Source organism: Streptomyces milbemycinicus (genome assembly GCF_002154605.1).
Taxonomy (GTDB): Bacteria; Actinomycetota; Actinomycetes; order Streptomycetales; family Streptomycetaceae; genus Streptomyces; species Streptomyces milbemycinicus.
On sequence record NZ_MUNE01000342.1, the window covers coordinates 22,426 to 42,129 of the forward strand.

The window sequence follows — 19,704 nt, forward strand, 5'->3', positions numbered from 1 at the left end:
GGGATTACCCGGGGGGCCAGTTGAAGCCGCGGCCGCCCAGGATGTGGGCGTGCGCGTGGAAGACGGTCTGGCCCGCGCCCGCGCCGGTGTTGAAGATGACGCGGAAGCCGGCGCCGTCGATCTCCTCGTCGGCGGCGACCGCACCCGCTTCACGCAGTATGTCGGCGGCGATCTGCGGCTCCGCGTTCGCGAGGGAGGCGGCGTCCGGGTAGTGCACCTTGGGGATCACCAGGACGTGGGTCGGCGCCTGGGGGTTGATGTCCCGGAAGGCGAGGGTCGTCTCGGTCTCGCGGACAACGGTCGCGGGCACCTCCTTCGAGACGATTTTGCAGAACAGGCAGTCGGCCTGCGGTTCTCCCGCCACCGGTGGCTCCTTACGCAACGTCGGCTGGTACGGAACCGGATGCTACCGGGACGCCCGGAGGGCGCGCGCCGGAACCGCACGGTGCCCTTGTCGCCCTTGCCGCCTGATTGTCCCGCCTACTCGTCCCGCCTACTTGGCGCTGCCCGCCGTGGTCCGCCGGTCCCACGGGTGGGTGGTGTTCCGGGACGGCTTGGGATGCGCCGTCTTCCGTGCGTTGCAGTCGCCGATCACATTGGCCTGGAAGACCTGGTGGCCGTCCACCTTGGCGGTCAGATCGCCCCGAACGCAGACGTTCTTGCGCTCGTAGGTGACGGTGCCGCTGACCTTGATGGTGCGGTCGTCCTTGGTCTCGCCCCGGCAGTGGACGGATGCCTTAGCGTCCTGCGACGGGCCGGACGTGTGCTTGCCCTTCACATCCGCGTTGCATGTCATCCACCGCACGTCGATACCGCCCTTTTCGAGCGCGCGCGTGCTGACCCGGTCCGTGGTGACCGCCACCCCGATGGCGTTGAGCCCGGTGTTGTCCCTGGGCTCGCACGCCGCCACGGCGCCGATCGTCACAGCCGCCGCCACCACCGCGAAGAGCGCGTTCCTTTGATGCCTCATTGCCCCCATAAGAAAAGGTTCCCACCGGAGCGGGGGGAACCGGAAGAGCAACCTCGGCCACATGATCCGCCGGGCATCCGGGGCCGGGGCGGGTCAGCCCCAGCGGCCCGTACGGCCCAACAGCAGCGCGGCCGCCGCCGTTCCGGCCGTGGAGGTACGCAGCACGGTCGGGCCCAGGCGGTACGGACGCGCCCCCGCCTCGGCGAACGCCGCCAACTCCTCGGGCGATACGCCCCCTTCAGGGCCGACCACCAGCACAACGCTGCCCTCCGCGGGCAGCGGCGCGGTCGCAAGCGGCTCGGCGCCCTCCTCGTGCAGCACAGCCGCGAAGTCGGATTCGGCCAGAAGCCGAGCAACCTGGCGGGTCGTCATCGCGTCCATCACCTCGGGAAAGAGGAGCCGGCGCGACTGCTTGCCCGCCTCCCGGGCCGTCGCACGCCACTTTCCCAGCGCCTTCAGGCCGCGCTCACCCTTCCACTGGGTGACACAACGCGCCGCCGCCCAGGGCACGATGGCGTCCACGCCGGTCTCCGTCATGGTCTCCACGGCCAGTTCGCCGCGGTCCCCCTTCGGCAGCGCCTGGACGACGGTGATCCGCGGGCTCGGCGGCGCCTCATGGCGCACCTCGGCCACCTCGACCAGCAGCCGGTCCTTGCCCTCGACGGCCGCCACGGCGCCGAAGGCGCCCGTACCGGCCCCGTCCGTCAGCACCACCGGCTCGCCCACGCGCAGCCGGCGCACCGACACGGCATGCCGCCCCTCCGGCCCCTCGAGCGCCAGCCGCGCCCCTACGGCCGCCCCCGCGAGGGAGTCGGCCAGGAAGACAGGTGCGGTCACGACACGGCCCCTCTGTCCCACCTAACGCCCAAACCCTCACGTGCCGCGTCCAGTTCGGCCGCCAGCACCTCCACCAGCCGCGCGGCGGGCAGCTCCCGGGCCAGCCGGTGCCCCTGCCCCGCCCACAGCGCCATGCCCTGCGGATCGCCGGCCTTCGCCGCCGCCTTCCGCAGCCCCGAGGTGAGGTGGTGCACCTGGGGGTAGGCGGCCGGGGCGTACCGGCCGTGCTCGCGCATAAAGCGGTTGACCAGCCCGCGCGCGGGGCGCCCGGAGAAGGCGCGGGTCAGCTCCGTACGGCCGAAGACCGGGTCGGTCATGGCCCGCTTGTGCAGGGTGTTGGCCCCCGACTCGGGGCAGACCAGGAACGCGGTCCCCAGCTGGGCCGCGACCGCGCCCGCCGCCAGCACCCCGGCGATCTGCGAGCCGCGCATCAGCCCGCCCGCCGCGATGACCGGGATCTGCACGACCTCCCGGACCAGCGCGAGCAGCGACAGCAGACCGAGCCCGGCGCCCGTCCCGTCGGCGCGCGGATCGTCGCGGTGAGTGCCCTGGTGGCCGCCCGCCTCGACACCCTGCACGCATAGGGCGTCGGCGCCCGCCCACTGGGCGGCCTGCGCCTCGGCGGGCGAGGTCACGGTCACCACCGTCCGCGTCCCGACCTTCCCGAAGGCGTCGAGGACGGCGCGGGCGGGGCAGCCGAAGGTGAACGAGACGACCGGGACCGGGTCGTCGAGGAGTATCGCCAGCTTGGCGTCGTACGCGTCGTCGGAGCCCGCGTCGGGGTCGCCCAGCGGGGTGTCGTACCAGGCCGCCTCCCCGGCCAGCTGCTCCCGGTAGACCTCCACGGCGGCGGGGTCGGCGGTGAGCGGCTGCGGCATGAACAGGTTCACGCCGAAGGGCCGGGCGGTCTGCCCCCGCAGCTGCTTGATCTCCTCGTACATCGCCTCCGGCGTCTTGTAACCGGCGGCGAGGAACCCGAGGCCACCGGCCTCGGAGACGGTGGCGGCCAACTGCGGGCAGGAGGCCCCACCCGCCATCGGGGCCTGCACGATCGGGTACCGAAAGAGATCGGTCAACGCGGAGGACATGGCGACATCGTGTCATGTCCTCCGCGTGAATCCGTACCCGGCTCGGGGGCGGGCCGGGCGCCTACCGTCCGTTGAACGCATCCTTCAGCCGGGAGAACAACCCCTGCTGCCCTGGCTTGAATTCGCCCGTCGGCCGCTCCTCGCCCCGCAGCTTGGCCAGCCGCCGCAGCAGCTCCTCCTGCTCCGGGTCGAGCTTGGACGGGGTCTGCACCTCGACGTGGACGATCAGATCGCCTCGGCCGCCGCCGCGCAGGTGGGTGACGCCGCGCTGGTGGAGCGGGATCGACTGGCCGGACTGGGTGCCGGGCCGGATGTCGACCTCCTCCCGGCCGTCGAGCGTGTCCAGGGGCACCTTCGTGCCCAGGGACGCCGCCGTCATCGGGATGGTCACCGTGCAGTGCAGATCGTCGCCCCGGCGCTGGAAGACCGGATGCGGCAGTTCGTGGATCTCCACATACAGATCGCCCGCCGGGCCACCGCCCGGGCCGACCTCGCCCTCGCCGGCGAGCTGGATCCGGGTGCCGTTGTCCACACCGGCCGGGATCTTCACGGTCAGCGTCCGGCGCGAGCGGATCCGCCCGTCGCCCGCGCACTCCGGGCACGGGGTCGGCACCACGGTGCCAAAGCCCTGGCACTGCGGGCACGGCCGGGAGGTCATGACCTGGCCGAGGAAGGACCGCGTCACCTGGGACACCTCGCCCCGGCCACGGCACATGTCACAGGTCTGCGCCGTGGTGCCGGGCGCCGCGCCCTCGCCGCTGCACGTCGTGCAGACGACCGCGGTGTCGACCTGGATGTCCTTGGTGGTCCCGAAGGCCGCCTCGGTCAGCTCGATATCGAGGCGGATCATGGCGTCCTGGCCGCGCCGGGTCCTGGACCGCGGGCCGCGCTGGGACGCGGTGCCGAAGAAGGCGTCCATGATGTCGGAGAAGTTGCCGAAGCCGGCGCCGAAGCCGCCCGCGCCGCCCCCGCCGCCCGCGGCGGACAACGGGTCCCCGCCCAGGTCGTAGACCTGCTTCTTCTGGGGATCGGACAAGACCTCGTAGGCGGCGTTGATCTCCTTGAACCGCTCCTGGGTCTTGGGATCCGGATTCACATCCGGATGCAGCTCACGGGCGAGCCGGCGAAATGCCTTCTTGATCTCGTCCTGTGAGGCATCACGCCGCACGCCCAGGACTGCGTAGTAGTCCGTCGCCACTTACGACTCCGCCAGGATCTGTCCGACGTAACGTGCCACTGCGCGTACCGCTCCCATCGTTCCGGGGTAGTCCATGCGGGTCGGTCCGACCACGCCGAGTTTGGCGACCGCCTCGTCGCCCGAACCGTAGCCGACTGCCACGACCGAAGTGGAATTCAGGCCCTCGTGAGCATTCTCATGACCGATCCGTACGGTCATGCCCGAGTCCTTCGCCTCGCCCAGCAACTTGAGCAGCACGACCTGCTCCTCAAGCGCTTCGAGCACGGGCCGGATCGTCAGGGGGAAATCATGCGCGAAGCGGGTGAGATTGGCGGTGCCGCCGATCATCAGCCGCTCCTCGGTCTCTTCGACCAGCGTCTCCAGCAGGGTGGCCAGGACCGTCGAGACGGCACCCCGGTCCTCCTGCTCGAAGGACTCGGGCAGATCCTGCACCAGCTGCGGCACATCCGCGAACCGCCGGCCCACGACCCGGCTGTTCAGCCTGGCCCGCAGGTCCGCGAGCGATTCCTCGCTCACGGGCGCCGGACAGTCCACCATGCGCTGCTCGACCCGCCCGGTGTCGGTGATCAGCACCAGCATCACCCGCGCCGGGCTCATCGCCAGCAGCTCCACATGGCGGACCGTCGAGCGGGTCAGCGAGGGGTACTGCACCACCGCCACCTGCCGGGTCAGCTGCGCGAGCAGCCGGACCGTACGGCCCACCACGTCGTCGAGGTCCACGGCGCTGTCCAGAAAGTTCTGGATGGCCCGCCGCTCCGGCGTGGACAGGGGCTTCACCCCGGCCAGCCTGTCGACGAACAGCCGGTAGCCCTTGTCCGTGGGAATACGCCCGGCGCTGGTGTGCGGCTGGGCGATATAGCCCTCGTCCTCCAGGACCGCCATGTCGTTGCGCACCGTGGCCGGGGAGACGCCCAGCCGGTGCCGCTCGGTGAGCGCCTTGGAGCCGACCGGCTCCTCCGTGCCCACATAGTCCTGGACGATCGCACGCAGTACCTCGAGTCTGCGTTCGCTGAGCACCGCGCGCACCTCCAGTCCAGCCGTCTCATCAGGTCTTCCCCCTGGCACTCAATGGTCACGAGTGCCAGAACCCCTCAGCCAGTGTACGGCGGGGTGCCGTGGCCGGGGCAAGAGCCGCCGCTTTGCCACCGCTGGAGCTAGCGTCTCCGTATGGACACCCGTTGGGAAGAGGCGCGCTGGGAAGATCTCGCGCCGTCCGTCGTCCGGTGCCGGCTGCCCGGCTGGGACGCGACCGTCGGCGCGATCGCCGGCCGGACCGGCGTCCTGGTCGTCGACACCGGCGCCGACCTGGCAGAGGGCGCCTGGGTGCGGCGCGAGGTCACCCGGCTCTTCGGCCGCCGGCCCACCCACATCGCCCTCACCCACCCCCACTTCGACCATGTCTTCGGCACCGCCGCCTTCGCGGGCTGCGAGGTGTACGGGGCGGCCGGGCTCGACGAGCTGCTGCGCCGCGAACGGGACGCGCTGCGCGACGACGCGGTGCGGCACGGCGCGGACCCCGGCGCCGCGACCGGGGCCGCCGACCATCTCGTACGCCCGCACCACCTGGTGTGCGGGGAGCTCACTCTGGACCTGGGCGACCGGCCGGTCCTGCTGGCGAACGTGGGCCCCGGCCACACCGCCCACGACCTGGCCGTCCTCGTGCCCGGCCGGGCCCCGGGCGAGCCCGAGGTGGTCTTCTGCGGCGATCTGGTCGAGGAGTCGGGGCCGCCTCAGGCGGGCGCCGACGCGATGCCCGGCCAGTGGCCCGCCGCCCTGGACCGGCTGCTCGCCCTCGGCGGCGAGGACGCGGTGTACGTCCCGGGACACGGCGCCGCCGTGGACGCCCGTTTCGTCCGGGCGCAGCGCGATGAACTCGCGGCTCGTTTCGGCCGATGAACTCGCGGCTCGTTTCGGCATGTCCTCCTGAGGTCGGCGCCACGGCACTAGGGTCATGCGGATGCGACAGTACGACCCGGACCTGACCCCGCCCTGGAAGCGCCAGGCGCCCGCGCCCGAGGTGCCCGCCGAGCCCGACCTGGTCGTCGAGGAGGTCACCACCGGGTTCTGCGGCGCCGTGATCCGCTGCGAGAAGACCGCGCAGGGCCCCACGGTGACTCTGGAGGACCGTTTCGGTAAACATCGGGTCTTCCCCATGGACCCGCGTGGCTTCCTTCTGGAGGGCCGCGTCGTCACCCTGGTACGCCCCCGCGCCGCCGCCCCCACGGGCCCGCGCCGCACGGCCTCCGGCTCCCTCGCCCTCCCCCAGGCCCGCGCGCGCGTCGCCCGCGCGGGGCGCATCTACGTGGAGGGGCGCCATGACGCGGAGCTCGTCGAGCGGGTGTGGGGGGACGATCTGCGCATCGAGGGCGTGGTCGTGGAGTACCTGGAGGGGATCGACGACCTGCCCGCGATCGTCCGCGACTTCTCCCCCGGCCCCGACGCCCGCCTCGGCGTGCTGGTCGACCACCTGATCCCGGGCACCAAGGAGTCCCGTATCGCGGCCGAGGTCACCGGCGAGCACGTACTGATCGTCGGACACCCCTACATCGACGTATGGGAGGCCGTGAAGCCCTCCTCGGTCGGCATTCCGGCCTGGCCGACGGTGCCGCGCGGCCAGGACTGGAAGACGGGGATCTGCCGGGCGCTGGGGTGGCCCGAGAACACGGGGGCGGCCTGGCAGCGGATCCTGTCCTCGGTCCGCTCGTACAAGGACCTGGAGCCGGCCCTGCTGGGACGGGTGGAAGAGCTGATCGACCATGTGACCGTGGGCGGCCCGGCCAGGCCGTAGGGGGCCTGCGGGCCTGTCGGGGTGTCAGTCCACCAGATCGCGCACCACCGCGTCGGCCAGCAGCCGCCCCCGCAGGGTGAGCACCGCCCGGCCCGCGCCGTACGGCTCCGGCTCCAGCAGGCCGTCCGCCACGGCCCGGGCCGCCGCCGCGGCACCCGCCGGGGCCAGCAGGTCCAGCGGGCAGCCCTCCGCGAGCCGCAGCTCCAGCAGGATCCGCTCCACCCGGCGCTCCTCGCCGGTCAGCACCTCGCGGCCCGCCCCCGGGGACCGGCCCTCGCTCAGGGCCTGCGCGTAGGCGCCGGGGTGCTTCACGTTCCACCAGCGCACACCGCCCACATGGCTGTGCGCGCCGGGGCCTGCGCCCCACCAGTCCGCACCGCGCCAGTACAGCTCGTTGTGGCGGCACCGGCCGGCGTCCGACGTGGCCCAGTTCGACACCTCGTACCAGCGGAACCCGGCCGCCGACAGCATCTCCTCCGCGATGAGATAGCGATCGGCGTGCACGTCGTCGTCGGTCATCGGCACCTCGCCGCGCCGGATCCGCCGGGCGAGCTGGGTGCCCTCCTCGACGATCAGCGCGTACGCCGACACATGGTCGGGCCCGGCGCCCAGCGCGGCCTCCAGCGAGGCGCGCCAGTCCTCGTCGCTCTCCCCCGGCGTGCCGTAGATCAGGTCCAGGTTCACATGGTCGAATCCGGCCGCCCGCGCCTCGGCCACGCACGCCTCGGGACGGCCCGGGGTGTGGGTGCGGTCCAATACCCGCAGGACGTGCTGCCGGGCGCTCTGCATCCCGAACGACACCCGGTTGAACCCGGCCGCCCGCAGCTGCTCCAGATACCGCGGATCGACCGACTCCGGGTTGGCCTCGGTGGTGACCTCGGCCCCCTCCGCCAGCCCGAACTCGTCCCGGATGGCGCCGAGCATCCGCCCGAGGTCGGCGGCCGCCAGCAGGGTCGGGGTGCCGCCGCCGACGAATACGGTCTCGACCGGCCGGGGGTCGTCCCCCAGCACTTTGCGGGCGAGGCGGACCTCCTCGACGACCATGTCGGCGTAGTTGTCGCGGGAGGCGAGCACGCCACCGGATCCGCGCAGCTCAGTGGCGGTGTAGGTGTTGAAGTCGCAGTAGCCGCAGCGCGTCGCGCAGTAGGGCACATGCAGATAGAACCCGAGCGGCCGGTTCGCCGCCCCGGCCACGGCGCTCACGGGCAGCGCGCCGTCCTCGGGCATGGGCTCGCCATCGGGCAGTACGGAAGGCATGCGCCCATTGTCCGTCATCGGCGCACCGGGCCGGCCGGGGCGCTGCCGGGAGGCCCGCACGGCGGCCGGGGCCGGCCCGTGCCTTGGCCGAGGGGCCCGCGCGCCCGGACGCTTCCTACCGCGCCCGCAGCACCAGCATCGCCAGATCGTCGTCGGGCGGCTCGACCGCGAACGCGTGCACCGCCTGGCGGATCCGCTCCGCCACATCCCCCGCGTCCAGCCCCACGCAGTCGCCGAGCAGCGATGCCAGCCCGTCCCCGTCGTCGAACTGCCGGGCGCCGGATCTGTGCTCCGTCACCCCGTCCGTCACGCACACCAGCGTCTCCCCGGGCGCCAGCTCGAAGGTCTCGCTCTGGTACGCGACGTCGTCCACGACGCCCAGCAGGATCTGCGGCTCGGCGACGGTGCGCACCGACCCGTCGGGCCGGAGGACCAGGGGCAGCGGATGGCCCGCGCTGGCGAGGGTGCAGCGGATGCCGTCCTCGCCCTCCTCGCCCAGCGGCACCAGCTCCCCGTACAGCAGCGACAGGAACCGCGACACCCCGCCGCCCACCGGCAGCCCCACGCCCGCGGCCACGGCCTCCGCCGCGCCCTCGACGGCGGCCTCGACGGCCTCCTCCCCGAGCATCCGGTTGAGTCGTTCCAGGACCGCCCCGACGTCGTACCCCTCGCGCGCCAGCAGCCGCAGCCAGGGCCGTACGAGCCCGGTCACCACGGCTGCCTCCGGCCCGTTGCCGCAGACGTCGCCCAGGACGAAGACCCAACGGCCGTTCCCCGCGGGGAAGATGTCGTAGAAGTCGCCCCCGGCCGAGGTGCCGCCGGTCGGCTCGTACACCACCGCCGACTCCACGCCCGGGATCCGGGCTATACGGGACGGCAGCAGGCCGCGCTGGAGCACCCGGCTGATCGTCTCCTGGCGCGTGTACTGCCGGGCGGAGGCGAGCGCCAGCGCGACCCGGCGGGCGAAGTCCTCGACCAGTCCGGCCACCTCGCCCGGCACCCGCATCAGCCCGGCCCGGCCGAGCAGCAGCGTGCCGACGGTGCGCCCGCCCGCGATCAGTCGGCAGGCCAGGGCCGCGCCACCGGGGCCGTACGCGGAGGGGTCGCTGGGCCACTGCCAGGGCACGGCCCGGCCGCGCGCGGTGGCGGGCAGTTCCAGCGGCTCCTTCTCGAGCAGCTGGCGGAGGGTTTCGATCCGGCTCTCGCTCGCGTGCCACACCTGGGCGAGCCGCGGCGGGCCGCCTTCCGTGTCGAGCCACACCGCGCTCCAGTCGGCGAACCGCGGTACGAGCAGCTGGGCGGCCAGCGAGGTCACCATGTCCTCGTCGAACTGTCCGGCCAGCAACTCGGACGCCTCGGCGAGGAAGGACAGCGCCCCCTCGCGGACCCAGTCGGCGTCGGCGTGGCGGCCGCCGACGCGCCGGGGGTCGGGGGCCAGGAGCTCGACGGCGTACGCGTCGCCGCGCGAGTCGCCGTTCAGTGTGTCGCCACTCGGCGGATCGTCCTTCAGGGAGGCGCCGTTGAGGGAGCCGTCCTTTAGGGGGCCGTCATTGGGGGAGTCACCCAGGGCGTCGCCCGAGGCGGTGGGCAGATCGGTTGGCAATGAGCCGTCTGAAAGTGGTTCCCCCGGAAGGGCGACGGCCTCGACCGTGGTGACGGGCAGTTGGAACCACACCGTCTTGCTGTCCCGGCGATAGGCCGTGCCCCAGCATTCTGCGAGCTCGGCGACCAGCCGCAGCCCGTGTCCGGCGCTCACCGGGTCCTCGCCCTCATCGGGTGGCTCACCGCGCAGGAAACGGGTGGGGTGATGGTCCGTCACCTCTACGACCACGGAGGGCACTTGGCCGTCCCCGGTTAAGACGTCCAGCGCACAGCTCACCTCGACCGCCGTCCCGGCGTGCACCACGGCGTTGGTGACCAACTCGCTCACCAGCAGCACGACCTCGTCCGCGACCTGGTCGGGGATCCGGCCGACGGCAGGGAAGTCGAGCGAGGTCCAGTCCGCGAGGGCCGTGCGCGCGAACCGGCGCGCGGCGGAGGCCGCCAGCGGATTGCCGGGCAGGCTGGTGCGCGCGGCGACGATCCGGGCCGCCGGTACGGCCCCGGGCACGGCCACGAGCGCCGGCCCCGGCCCGGATCCGGGCCGGGGGCGCGGCACTACGCCCGGCACCGCCCCCGGCGCCGGATCAGGTGTGACAGAAGCAGGTGTGGCAGAAGAAGGCGTCCCCACTGTGCGGCTCCTGAGCAGTCCCGGCCTAAAGCCGTAGTCCGACACCGACAGAGTGGCAGACATGCCGCCCTCATATGCGCCGAGTTACGCAAGTGAGCCGCGATGAGGGGAAAAATCAGGTGAACAGTGTGTCGGAGCTGCGGCACCTGTGCGGATGTTACGCCTCGGGTGGCGCATCAGCCCCACCCGACACTCACCCGACACCCCCGCCCGGGATGCCGGCCGCACACGTCCGCTCAGTTCTCCCTCGTGCCTGCGTACATATCCTCCAGCAGGTCCTTGTATTCCCGCTCGACCACCGGTCGCTTGAGTTTCAGGCTCGGCGTGAGCTCACCGTGCTCGACGTCCAGATCGCGCGGCAGCAGCCGGAACTTCTTGATCGTCTGCCAGCGCTGCAACCTCTCGTTGAGCCGCCGCACATAGCCGTCGATCAGCTCCCGCACCTCGTCCGTGGCCACCAACTCGGCGTACGGCTTGCCCTCCAGACCGTGCTCCCGCGCCCAGTCCATGAGCGTGGGCTCGTCGAGGGAGATCAGCGCGGTGCAGTAGTTGCGGTCCGCGCCGTGCACCAGGATGTTGGAGACGAACGGGCACACCGCCTTGAACTGGCCCTCGACCTCGGCCGGCGCGACGTACTTCCCGCCCGACGTCTTGATCAGGTCCTTCTTGCGGTCGGTGATGGTGAGATAGCCGTCCGGCGAAAGCTCGCCGATGTCGCCGGTGTGGAACCAGCCGTCGGACTCCAGCACCTGCTCGGTCAGCTCCGGCAGCTCGTGGTAGCCCTGCATGATGGACGGTCCGCGCATCAGGATCTCGCCGTCCTCGGCCACCCGCACCTCCAGGCCCGCGAACGCCTTGCCCACCGTGCCGGTGCGGTACTCCACGGGGTTGAGGAAGCCGGGGCCGCTGGTCTCGGTGAGTCCGTAGCCCTCCAGGATGTTGATGCCGGCGCCGGCGAAGAAGTAGCCGATCTCGGGCGCGAGCGCGGCGGCGCCGGACACCGCGGCCCGCAGCCGGCCGCCGAACGCCTCGCGCAGCTTGGCGTAGACCAGCTTGTCGGCGACGGCGTGCTTGGCCTTGAGGCCCATGGGCACCGAGGCCGTTCCGGTGTGGCGGAAGTTGTCCTGGGAGGTCTTGGCGTACTCGCGGGCGACCTCGGCCGCCCACTGGAAGATCTTGTACTTGGCGCCGCCGCCCACGCGGGCCCGCTGCGCCACGCCGTTGTAGACCTTCTCGAAGATCCGCGGCACGGCGCACATGTAGGTGGGCCTGACCACCGGCAGATTTTCGATGATCTTGTCCTGCCGGCCGTCCACGGCCGTCGTGTGCCCGACGTACACCTGCCCCGCCGTCAGCACCTTGCCGAAGACATGCGACAGCGGCAGCCACAAATACTGCACATCGTCGGCGAAAAGGATCCCGTCGAGATTGCCGATCACGATGGCCATGTACGACCAGGTGTCATGCGCCAGACGTACGCCCTTGGGGCGTCCGGTGGTACCGGAGGTGTAGATGAGGGTGGCCAGCTGGTCGGCGCGGAGCGCGTCCATGCACTCGCGCACCGCGTCCGGGTGGTCGTCGAGATGGGCCGTGCCGCGCTTCTCCAGCTCGGCGAGCGAGAGCACCCAGCCCTCGGGGTCGCCCTCGGCGGGGATCGCGTCCTCGGCCTTGATCACCACGACATGGGCCAGCCCGGGAAGTTCCTCGCGCTGCTCCCGCGCCTTGGCCAGCTGCGCCGCGTCCTCGGCGATCAGCACCCGGCTGCCGGAGTCGGAGAGGATGAAGGCCGTCTCCTCGGCGTTGGTGTTCGGGTAGACCGTGGTGGTCGCCGCGCCCGCGCACAGCACCCCGAGGTCGGTCAGGATCCACTCGATGCGCGTGGAGCAGGCCAGCGCCACCCGCTCCTCGGGGCGGACGCCGAGGCCGATCAGGCCGGCGGCGATGGCGAAGACCCGGTCCGCGGTCTCGCGCCAGGTCAGGGGCTGCCAGTCGTCGGGGCCCTCGCCCGAGGCGGGCGGGACCGGATAGCGGTAGGCCTCGGCGTCCGGCGTCGCCTCGACGCGCTGGAGGAAGTGCGTCGCCAGGGACGGCGGGCGGTTCTCGAGCAAGGTCTTTGTGTCGGTCACGGCATCCTCCGGAGCCCGCCTCAGTGCTTGCCTCGCGCTTATTGACTCGCGAGTAACCTTTGAGCAGTGATCAGGGTAAGGGCCGGAACCGTACCGCGTAAGGGGGCTTCGGCCACCTTGTTGAAACTCGGGGCGCGTCGGTGCGGAAGCGTGGGGCGGCAGTCGCGTAAAGAGGGCAGTGGGTCGGGCGCGCCGCGCGCCGGACCCGCTGCCCTTCAGCCCGCCCTACTTCTTCGCTTTCGCATCGCTCTCGGAGTCGGAGGACAGCACCGCGATAAAGGCCTCCTGCGGGACCTCCACGCTGCCGACCATCTTCATCCGCTTCTTGCCTTCCTTCTGCTTCTCCAGCAGCTTCCGCTTCCGGGAGATGTCACCGCCGTAGCACTTGGCCAGCACGTCCTTGCGGATGGCGCGGACCGTCTCGCGGGCGATCACCCGGCTGCCGATGGCGGCCTGGATCGGCACCTCGAAATTCTGCCGGGGGATCAGCTCGCGCAGTTTGGCGACCAGCCGGACGCCGTACGCGTACGCCTTGTCCTTGTGGGTGATCGCGGAGAAGGCGTCGACCTTGTCGCCGTGCAGCAGGATGTCGACCTTGACCAGGTCGGATACCTGCTCACCAGTGGGCTCGTAGTCGAGCGACGCATAGCCGCGGGTCTTGGACTTCAGCTGGTCGAAGAAGTCGAAGACCACCTCGGCGAGCGGAAGGGTGTAGCGGATCTCGACCCGGTCCTCGGAGAGGTAGTCCATGCCGAGCATCACACCGCGACGGTTCTGGCAGAGCTCCATGATCGCGCCGATGAACTCGCTCGGGGCCAGGATGGTGGACCGTACGACCGGCTCGTGCACCTTGTCGATCTTGCCCACGGGGAACTCGCTGGGGTTGGTCACCGTGTGCTCGGAGCCGTCCTCCATGTCCACGCGGTAGATCACATTGGGCGCGGTGGCGATCAGATCGAGACCGAATTCGCGCTCCAGGCGCTCACGGATGACCTCCAGATGCAGCAGGCCGAGGAAGCCGACGCGGAAGCCGAAGCCGAGGGCCGCCGAGGTCTCCGGCTCGTAGACCAGCGCGGCATCGTTGAGCTGGAGCTTGTCCAGGGCCTCGCGCAGCTCCGGATAGTCCGAGCCGTCCAGCGGATACAGCCCGGAGAAGACCATGGGCTTGGGGTCCTTGTAGCCACCCAGCGCCTCGGTGGCGCCCCTGCTGAACTGGGTGATCGTGTCGCCGACCTTGGACTGGCGGACGTCCTTCACGCCGGTGATCAGATAGCCCACCTCACCGACGGACAGCCCGTCGGCAGGGGTCATCTCGGGCGAGTTGGTGCCGATCTCCAGCAGCTCGTGGGCGGCGCCGGTGGACATCATCTTGATGCGCTCACGCTTGCCCAGCGTGCCGTCGACGACCTTGACGTAGGTCACGACCCCCCGGTACGCGTCATAGACCGAGTCGAAGATCATGGCTCGGGCCGGGGCGTCCTTGACGCCCACCGGAGCCGGGACCAGCTTGACGACCTCATCCAGCAGCTCGGCCACGCCCTCACCGGTCTTGGCGGAGACCTTGAGCACATCGGAGGGGTCGCAGCCGATGATGTGGGCCAGCTCGGCGGCGTACTTCTCGGGCTGGGCGGCCGGGAGGTCGATCTTGTTGAGGACCGGGATGATCGTGAGGTCGTTCTCCAGGGCCAGGTAGAGGTTGGCCAGGGTCTGCGCCTCGATGCCCTGGGCCGCGTCGACCAGCAGGATGCAGCCCTCGCAGGCCGCGAGGGAGCGCGAGACCTCGTAGGTGAAGTCCACGTGGCCGGGGGTGTCGATCATGTTGAGGATGTGGGTGGCGCCCGCATCCCCGCCCTGATCCCCGCCCTGGGTGGGCGCCCAGGGCAGCCGGACCGCCTGGGACTTGATCGTGATGCCGCGCTCGCGCTCGATATCCATGCGGTCGAGGTACTGCGCACGCATCTGCCGCTGATCGACCACACCGGTCAGCTGGAGCATCCGGTCGGCGAGCGTCGACTTGCCGTGGTCGATGTGCGCGATGATGCAGAAGTTACGGATGAGAGCCGGGTCGGTACGGCTCGGCTCCGGCACATTGGTAGGGGTCGCGGGCACGCAGGGTCCTGTGTCTAGGCGGGACTCGGTGTTGTCAGTCAGTGATGTCAGTCAGTCCATGGTCCCACGACTGGCGACCACGCCCGGGTTCGGTACGGATTCGGCGTCGTTTGGGAGGCCGCGAAGCCTGCTGGTAGCCTGGACGACTGTGTCTCGCGCCTCTCTCGCGCGCGGCACCGGATGCGAAACGAAACAGCGAAATCCAACGAACCTGCGAAGGCTCTTTACGTGGCGAACATCAAGTCCCAGATCAAGCGGAACAAGACGAACGAGAAGGCGCGCCTGCGCAACAAGTCCGTCAAGTCCGAGCTGAAGACCGCGATCCGTCGGACCCGCGAGGCCGTCGCCGCCGGTGACGCCGAGAAGGCCACCGCCGCCGCCCGCGTCGCGTCCCGGAAGCTGGACAAGGCCGTCAGCAAGGGCGTCATCCACAAGAACAGCGCCGCCAACAAGAAGTCGGCCCTGGCCACCCAGGTCGCCGGCCTCCAGGGCTGACCCTCGGGGCCACTGCGCTGACCCCAGGGCTACCGCCCCACCCCGCCGGTACGGACACAAGCGGTCCCTCTCACCCGCTCCGCCCCGGCAGCCGACAGCAACAACTGCGGCACCGCGCCGCACGCGGCCTGCGTTCGCCACGCGGGTGCGGCGCACCAAGCTTTGACCGAAAGCCTCACGCTTGCCCTTTCCCCAGGGCAGCGTGGGGCTTTTGGCCTTTATCGGGTATGTTCACGTCATGTCGATACCGGGGGAGTCTCCCAACCCGTACGGGCCGCCGCAGCAGCCCCAGCCACCTCAGCCAGGCGCACCCGCCCCACAGCCGAACCCCTACGCGCAGGGCCCGCAGCAGGGACAGTCGCCCCAGCAGCAGTCGCCGTATCCGTACGCGCAGCCGACGATGCCCGCCATGCCCGCCGTCACCGCGATGCCTCCGGGTCCCCCTGGTCCCCCTGGTCCTCCCGCGCCTCCCGGTGCCGGTGGCTGGTCCACACCCGAGACGGCGGCCGGGGCCGGGTACGGCCCGATGGGCGTCCAGCCGCCCATGCCGCCCGCCGGGCCCGGCAACCCCGGCGGCCGGGGCAAGGGCTGGCTGTGGGCCCTGGGCGGGGCGGTCGTGGCCTCGGCGGTGTGGGCCGGGGTCGTGTTCTCGACCGGCGGCTTCGGGAGCAACGAGAAGAAGGCCGACCTGGGGACCTACCAGTACGCCGGCAACCTGTGCTCCTCCAGCGACTTGACCCCCATCGAGAACGCCTCCTTCAAGGAGAAGGAGTCGACCAGCGGGACCAATCCGCAGCACAGCAGCTCGGAGGACCCGGCCATGGACTCGATGACGTGCAACGTCGACTACGAGCCCAGCTCCTCGTCCAGCAGCGACTACTCCTCCGCCTGGCTCTACACGACGGCGTATCTGCACCGGAAGACGGACCCCACGCCCGAGTTCAAGGCGACCTACATGTCGTACAAGAACCAGAAGACCTCCACCACCCACTACAAGGTGTCCGAGGTCAGCGGCGTCGGCGACGAGGCGTATGTGGTGGCCCAGGAGTACGAGAGCACCAGCAACACCAGCGCCTATGTGATCCTCGGGGTGCGCGACGGCTGGATGACGTACCAGACGACGTGGTCGCAGTACGCGTCGAGCTCATCGGACAACCCGGTCAAGAGCAATGCCGAGATCACCGAAATGCTCAAGGCGAGCGCCAAGGGCACGCTGGAGAAGCTGCAGAAGTAATCGGCCAGTTGGCCAGCCGGCCCGAAGCGGCTCCCGCGCGGGGCTGTCACCGTCGGACCCGTCCGGTCGCCCCGGGCGGGTCCGGGGCTTTTCTGCCGGATCTCTGCCGGACCTCTGTCCGGCCTCCAATGGATCTGCGCCAGATCTCCGCCGGATCTGCGCCGGATCTCCGTGGGAGAAGGGCCTAGCGGCCCGCTCGGGCGGCACGGGCGACGGTGACCACCGCCTTCTCCAGCGCATACTCCGGATCGTCGCCGCCACCCTTGACCCCCGCGTCGGCCTCGGCCACGGCGCGCAGCGCCACCGCCACGCCATCCGCCGACCAGCCGCGCATCTGCTGCCGCACCCGGTCGATCTTCCACGGCGGCATGCCGAGCTCACGCGCCAGATCGCCGGGGCGCGCACCACGTGGCGCTGAGGCGAGCTTGCCGATGGCGCGCACGCCCTGGGCGAGAGCGCTGGTGATCAGCACCGGAGCCACGCCTGTGGCCACCGCCCAGCGCAGCGCCTCCAGAGCCTCGGCGGTGCGCCCTTCGACCGCGCGGTCGGCGACGGTGAAGCTCGACGCCTCGGCGCGGCCCGTGTAGTAGCGGGCGACGACGGCCTCGTCGATCGTGCCCTCCACATCGGCGACAAGCTGCGCGCAAGCGCTCGCCAATTCGCGCAGATCGCTTCCGATGGCGTCGACCAGCGCCTGGCACGCCTCCGGCGTCGCGGACCGCCCGGTGGCCCGGAACTCCGCCCGCACAAAGGCCAGCCGGTCGGCCGGCTTGGTCATCTTCGGACACGCGACCTCGCGCGCCCCCGCCTTGCGGGCGGCGTCCAGCAGCCCCTTGCCCTTGGCACCGCCGGCATGCAGGAGCACCAGGGTGATCTCCTCGGCGGGGGCGCTCAGATACCCCTTCACGTCCTTGATCGTGTCCGCCGACAGATCCTGTGCGTTGCGCACCACCACGACCTTGCGCTCGGCGAACAGGGAAGGGCTCGTCAACTCGGCGAGCGTGCCGGGCTGCAGCGCGTCCGGCATGAGGTCGCGCACATCGGTGTCCGGGTCGGCGGCCCGGGCCGCCGCCACGACCTGCTGCACGGCACGGTCGAGCAGCAGGTCCTCCTGGCCCACGGCGAGAGTCACGGGGGCGAGCGGATCGTCGGTCGTCGTCTTCCTGGCCATCGCCGTCCAGCATCCCACGACCCGCCGACAACCCCGACAGCCCCGCTCCCCGGATGCCCGACAATGATCCGGTGACCGATGCACGACTCGACCCCGTACGCCATGTCCTCGTACTGCCCGACCGCGACACGGCCGAGGAGGTGGCCGAGGGCCTGGCCGACCGCTTCGGGATCGCCGAGGAACCCCATCTGATCCGGGACGCGCTGGCGGGCGAGGACGACGCGGAGGACGCGCAGTGGCTGGTGGTCGTGGAGGACCCGGCCAAGGCCCTGGACCCGGCGGCGCTGGACGCGTACGCGGCCGAGTACGAGGGGTGGCTGGAGGCCGAATAGCCCCGGGGGCGTATGTCATCTGACGGCCGCCCTCAGGTCCGGGCCGGTGATCGCGATCGGACCGGCCGAGTCGGTACGCAGCACGGCGGCACCCTGGGCGCGGAGCGCGGCGACGGTTCGGGGTGATGGGTGGCCATACGGGTTGTCCGCACCACAGCTGATCAGCGCGAGGCGCGGGCTCACGCGGCGGAGCAGGCCCGGGTCCTGGTAGGCGGAACCGTGGTGGGCGACCTTGAGGACGTCCACCTCGGACAGCGTGGGGTGGGCGGCCAGCAAAGCGCTCTGTGCGGGCGGTTCGAGATCGCCCAGGAGGAGGAAGGTCAGGCCCGCCGTGCGGACCAGGAGAGTGACGCTCGCGTCATTCGGCCCCTCCACGGGCGGCACGGCCGCGCCTTGCCTCTCCGCAGAGCGCACGGCCGTGGGCGGTGGCCACAGCACCTCCCAGGACAGGGAGCCGACCCGGCGGCGCTCCCCCGGTGCGGCGGTGATCACCGGGATATGCGCCGCCCCGGCCCGGCGGCGCACGGACTCGGCCTGATCCGGCGGGTCCCGCAGGGGCGTCGTCTCAATCGCGCCCACCGCCCTGCCGCGCAACGCGCCGCTCAGCCCGGCCACATGGTCGGCGTGGAAGTGGGTGAGAACGAGCAGCGGAATACGGACCACGCCCAGTCTCCGCAGACAGCGGTCCACGGCGCGCGGCTCCGGACCGGTGTCCACGACGACGGCCGCGCCGGGGCCGGCCGACAGGACCAGCGCGTCGCCCTGGCCGACATCGCAGACCACCAGGCGCCAACCGGGCGGCGGCCAGCCGGAGATGACGCGCGCCAGTGGGGCCGGGCGGATGAGTACGAGCAGCAGGAACAGCGCGCAGAGCGCGCACAGCAGCCGGTGCCTCAGCAGGCGGCGGCCGGTGAGCACGGCGACGGCGGTGACGGCGGCCAGCAGCAGCCCGCCGGTCCAGCCACCCGGCCAGGCCAGCTCCGCCCCGGGCAGCCCCGCGCCCGCGCGGGCCACGGAAGCGATCCACCCGGCCGGCCAACCCGCCAGCCAGGCCAGGCACTCGGCGGCCGGGAACGCGAACGGGGCCGCCGCGAGAGCGGCGAAGCCGAGAATCGTGGCGGGGGCGACCGCGAGCTCGGCGATCAGATTGCAGGGGATCGCCACCAGGCTCACCCGCCCGGCCAGCACCACGACCACCGGCGCGCACACCGCCTGGGCCGCTACGGCCGCGGCCAGCATCTCGGCGGGCCGCGGCGGCAGCCCGCGCCGCCGCAGCGCGGCGCCGAGACCCGGAGCGAGGGTGAGCAGCGCGCCCGTGGCCAGCACGGAGAGCAGGAATCCGTAGCTCCGCGCCAACCAGGGGTCGTAGAGGACCAGTACCAGAACGGCGGCGGCCAAGGCGGGCAGCAGGGACCGGCGGCGGCCGGTGGCAATGGCCAGCAGGGTGATCAGCCCGCACGCGGCGGCGCGCAGCACGCTGGGGTCGGGTCTGCAGACGATGACGAAGCCGAGCGTGAGCCCGCCGCCGAGCAACGCGGTCATCCGCAGCGGGATGCCCAGCCGGGCGGCGAGACCGCGCCGCTCGGCCCTGGCGGCGAGGTGGGGCGGTCCGATGAGCAGCACGAGGATCACGGACAGGTTGCTTCCGCTGACCGCCAGCAGATGCGTCATGTCCGCGGCCCGGAACGCCTCTTCGAGATCCGGCGACACCCGTGAGGTGTCCCCCACGACAAGCCCCGGGAGCAACGCCCGCGCGTCCGGCCCCAGCTCGTCGGTCGCGGCCCGCAGACCGCCCCGCAGCCGCCCGGCCACGCGCTGGGCCGCGGTGGGCCCCGCGACGATCTGCGGCGCCCCGCCCCCGTTGACCCG

17 protein-coding genes are annotated in these 19,704 nt (G+C 71.6%); 5 read left to right on the plus strand and 12 right to left on the minus strand.

The features are described from left to right. Positions 1–4: 4 nt before the first annotated feature. From CCN51_RS26775 to hrcA, 6 genes are all read right to left on the minus strand, one after another. Positions 5–364 carry a histidine triad nucleotide-binding protein gene (locus tag CCN51_RS26775; RefSeq protein ID WP_014179734.1) on the minus strand — a complete coding sequence of 120 codons (360 nt, stop codon included), beginning with the start codon at positions 362–364 and terminating at the stop codon, positions 5–7. A 129-nt stretch (positions 365–493) separates the two neighbouring features. Continuing rightward, positions 494–970 carry a hypothetical protein gene (locus CCN51_RS26780; RefSeq protein WP_043487619.1) on the minus strand — a complete coding sequence of 159 codons (477 nt, stop codon included), beginning with the start codon at positions 968–970 and terminating at the stop codon, positions 494–496. 93 nt (positions 971–1,063) lie between these two features. Further along, on the minus strand, positions 1,064–1,807 hold the full coding sequence (locus tag CCN51_RS26785) for a 16S rRNA (uracil(1498)-N(3))-methyltransferase (RefSeq protein WP_014179732.1): 744 nt from the start codon (positions 1,805–1,807) through the stop codon (positions 1,064–1,066). Continuing rightward, positions 1,804–2,895, minus strand: coding sequence for a nitronate monooxygenase (locus tag CCN51_RS26790; protein WP_014179731.1), 1,092 nt, complete (start codon positions 2,893–2,895; stop codon positions 1,804–1,806). Before CCN51_RS26790 ends, CCN51_RS26785 begins: the two co-directional genes overlap by 4 nt. 61 nt (positions 2,896–2,956) lie before the next feature. Continuing rightward, positions 2,957–4,093, minus strand: coding sequence for a molecular chaperone DnaJ (gene dnaJ / locus CCN51_RS26795; RefSeq protein WP_014179730.1), 1,137 nt, complete (start codon positions 4,091–4,093; stop codon positions 2,957–2,959). Further along, positions 4,094–5,110 (minus strand): heat-inducible transcriptional repressor HrcA, encoded by a 1,017-nt coding sequence (gene hrcA, locus CCN51_RS26800; protein WP_043491618.1) that lies wholly within the window; start codon positions 5,108–5,110, stop codon positions 4,094–4,096. 150 nt (positions 5,111–5,260) lie between these two features. Here hrcA and CCN51_RS26805 point away from each other — a divergent pair, with 150 nt between their 5' ends. Next, positions 5,261–5,989 carry an MBL fold metallo-hydrolase gene (locus CCN51_RS26805; protein WP_014179728.1) on the plus strand — a complete coding sequence of 243 codons (729 nt, stop codon included), beginning with the start codon at positions 5,261–5,263 and terminating at the stop codon, positions 5,987–5,989. 61 nt (positions 5,990–6,050) lie between these two features. After that, positions 6,051–6,881 (plus strand): DUF3097 domain-containing protein, encoded by an 831-nt coding sequence (locus CCN51_RS26810; protein ID WP_043491616.1) that lies wholly within the window; start codon positions 6,051–6,053, stop codon positions 6,879–6,881. A gap of 24 nt (positions 6,882–6,905) precedes the next feature. On the opposite strand, the gene hemW is transcribed toward CCN51_RS26810, so the two are convergent. From hemW to lepA, 4 genes are all read right to left on the minus strand, one after another. After that, positions 6,906–8,138 carry a radical SAM family heme chaperone HemW gene (gene hemW, locus CCN51_RS26815; protein ID WP_014179726.1) on the minus strand — a complete coding sequence of 411 codons (1,233 nt, stop codon included), beginning with the start codon at positions 8,136–8,138 and terminating at the stop codon, positions 6,906–6,908. 115 nt (positions 8,139–8,253) lie between these two features. Beyond that, positions 8,254–10,254, minus strand: a complete 2,001-nt coding sequence (locus tag CCN51_RS26820) for a SpoIIE family protein phosphatase (protein ID WP_014179725.1) — start codon at positions 10,252–10,254, stop codon at positions 8,254–8,256. 350 nt (positions 10,255–10,604) lie between these two features. Next, positions 10,605–12,494 carry an AMP-dependent synthetase/ligase gene (locus CCN51_RS26825; RefSeq protein WP_014179724.1) on the minus strand — a complete coding sequence of 630 codons (1,890 nt, stop codon included), beginning with the start codon at positions 12,492–12,494 and terminating at the stop codon, positions 10,605–10,607. A 225-nt stretch (positions 12,495–12,719) separates the two neighbouring features. Next, positions 12,720–14,603, minus strand: a complete 1,884-nt coding sequence (gene lepA / locus CCN51_RS26830; RefSeq protein WP_014179723.1) for a translation elongation factor 4 — start codon at positions 14,601–14,603, stop codon at positions 12,720–12,722. 228 nt (positions 14,604–14,831) lie between these two features. On the opposite strand from lepA, the gene rpsT reads away from it, so the two are divergent. After that, complete coding sequence (gene rpsT / locus CCN51_RS26835) at positions 14,832–15,098, plus strand: 30S ribosomal protein S20 (protein ID WP_014179722.1); 267 nt, start codon at positions 14,832–14,834, stop codon at positions 15,096–15,098. A 238-nt stretch (positions 15,099–15,336) separates the two neighbouring features. After that, positions 15,337–16,332: a hypothetical protein gene (locus CCN51_RS26840; RefSeq protein WP_238545471.1), complete on the plus strand. Its 996-nt coding sequence runs from the start codon at positions 15,337–15,339 to the stop codon at positions 16,330–16,332. A gap of 184 nt (positions 16,333–16,516) precedes the next feature. Here CCN51_RS26840 and holA read toward each other — a convergent pair whose 3' ends face one another. Then, entirely contained in the window at positions 16,517–17,503 is a 987-nt protein-coding gene (gene holA / locus CCN51_RS26845; protein ID WP_014179720.1) for a DNA polymerase III subunit delta, read from the minus strand. 53 nt (positions 17,504–17,556) lie between these two features. Between holA and CCN51_RS26850 the strand changes: the two genes are divergently transcribed. Beyond that, positions 17,557–17,835: a hypothetical protein gene (locus CCN51_RS26850; protein WP_014179719.1), complete on the plus strand. Its 279-nt coding sequence runs from the start codon at positions 17,557–17,559 to the stop codon at positions 17,833–17,835. Positions 17,836–17,850: 15 nt separating this feature from the next. Here CCN51_RS26850 and CCN51_RS26855 read toward each other — a convergent pair. Next, the coding region (locus tag CCN51_RS26855) for a ComEC/Rec2 family competence protein (RefSeq protein ID WP_086860162.1) at positions 17,851–19,704 on the minus strand (1,854 nt) is incomplete at its 5' end.

What these genes read in the sequence shown, in the direction of transcription:
- CCN51_RS26780 (WP_043487619.1), bottom strand. Translation starts at nt 970, where the DNA reads ATGAGGCATCAAAGGAACGCGCTCTTCGCGGTGGTGGCGGCGGCTGTG.
- CCN51_RS26790 (WP_014179731.1), bottom strand. Translation starts at nt 2,895, where the DNA reads ATGTCCTCCGCGTTGACCGATCTCTTTCGGTACCCGATCGTGCAGGCC.
- CCN51_RS26805 (WP_014179728.1), top strand. Translation starts at nt 5,261, where the DNA reads ATGGACACCCGTTGGGAAGAGGCGCGCTGGGAAGATCTCGCGCCGTCC.
- CCN51_RS26810 (WP_043491616.1), top strand. Translation starts at nt 6,051, where the DNA reads ATGCGACAGTACGACCCGGACCTGACCCCGCCCTGGAAGCGCCAGGCG.
- hemW (WP_014179726.1), bottom strand. Translation starts at nt 8,138, where the DNA reads ATGCCTTCCGTACTGCCCGATGGCGAGCCCATGCCCGAGGACGGCGCG.
- CCN51_RS26840 (WP_238545471.1), top strand. Translation starts at nt 15,337, where the DNA reads ATGTCGATACCGGGGGAGTCTCCCAACCCGTACGGGCCGCCGCAGCAG.
- holA (WP_014179720.1), bottom strand. Translation starts at nt 17,503, where the DNA reads ATGGCCAGGAAGACGACGACCGACGATCCGCTCGCCCCCGTGACTCTC.
- CCN51_RS26850 (WP_014179719.1), top strand. Translation starts at nt 17,557, where the DNA reads ATGCCCGACAATGATCCGGTGACCGATGCACGACTCGACCCCGTACGC.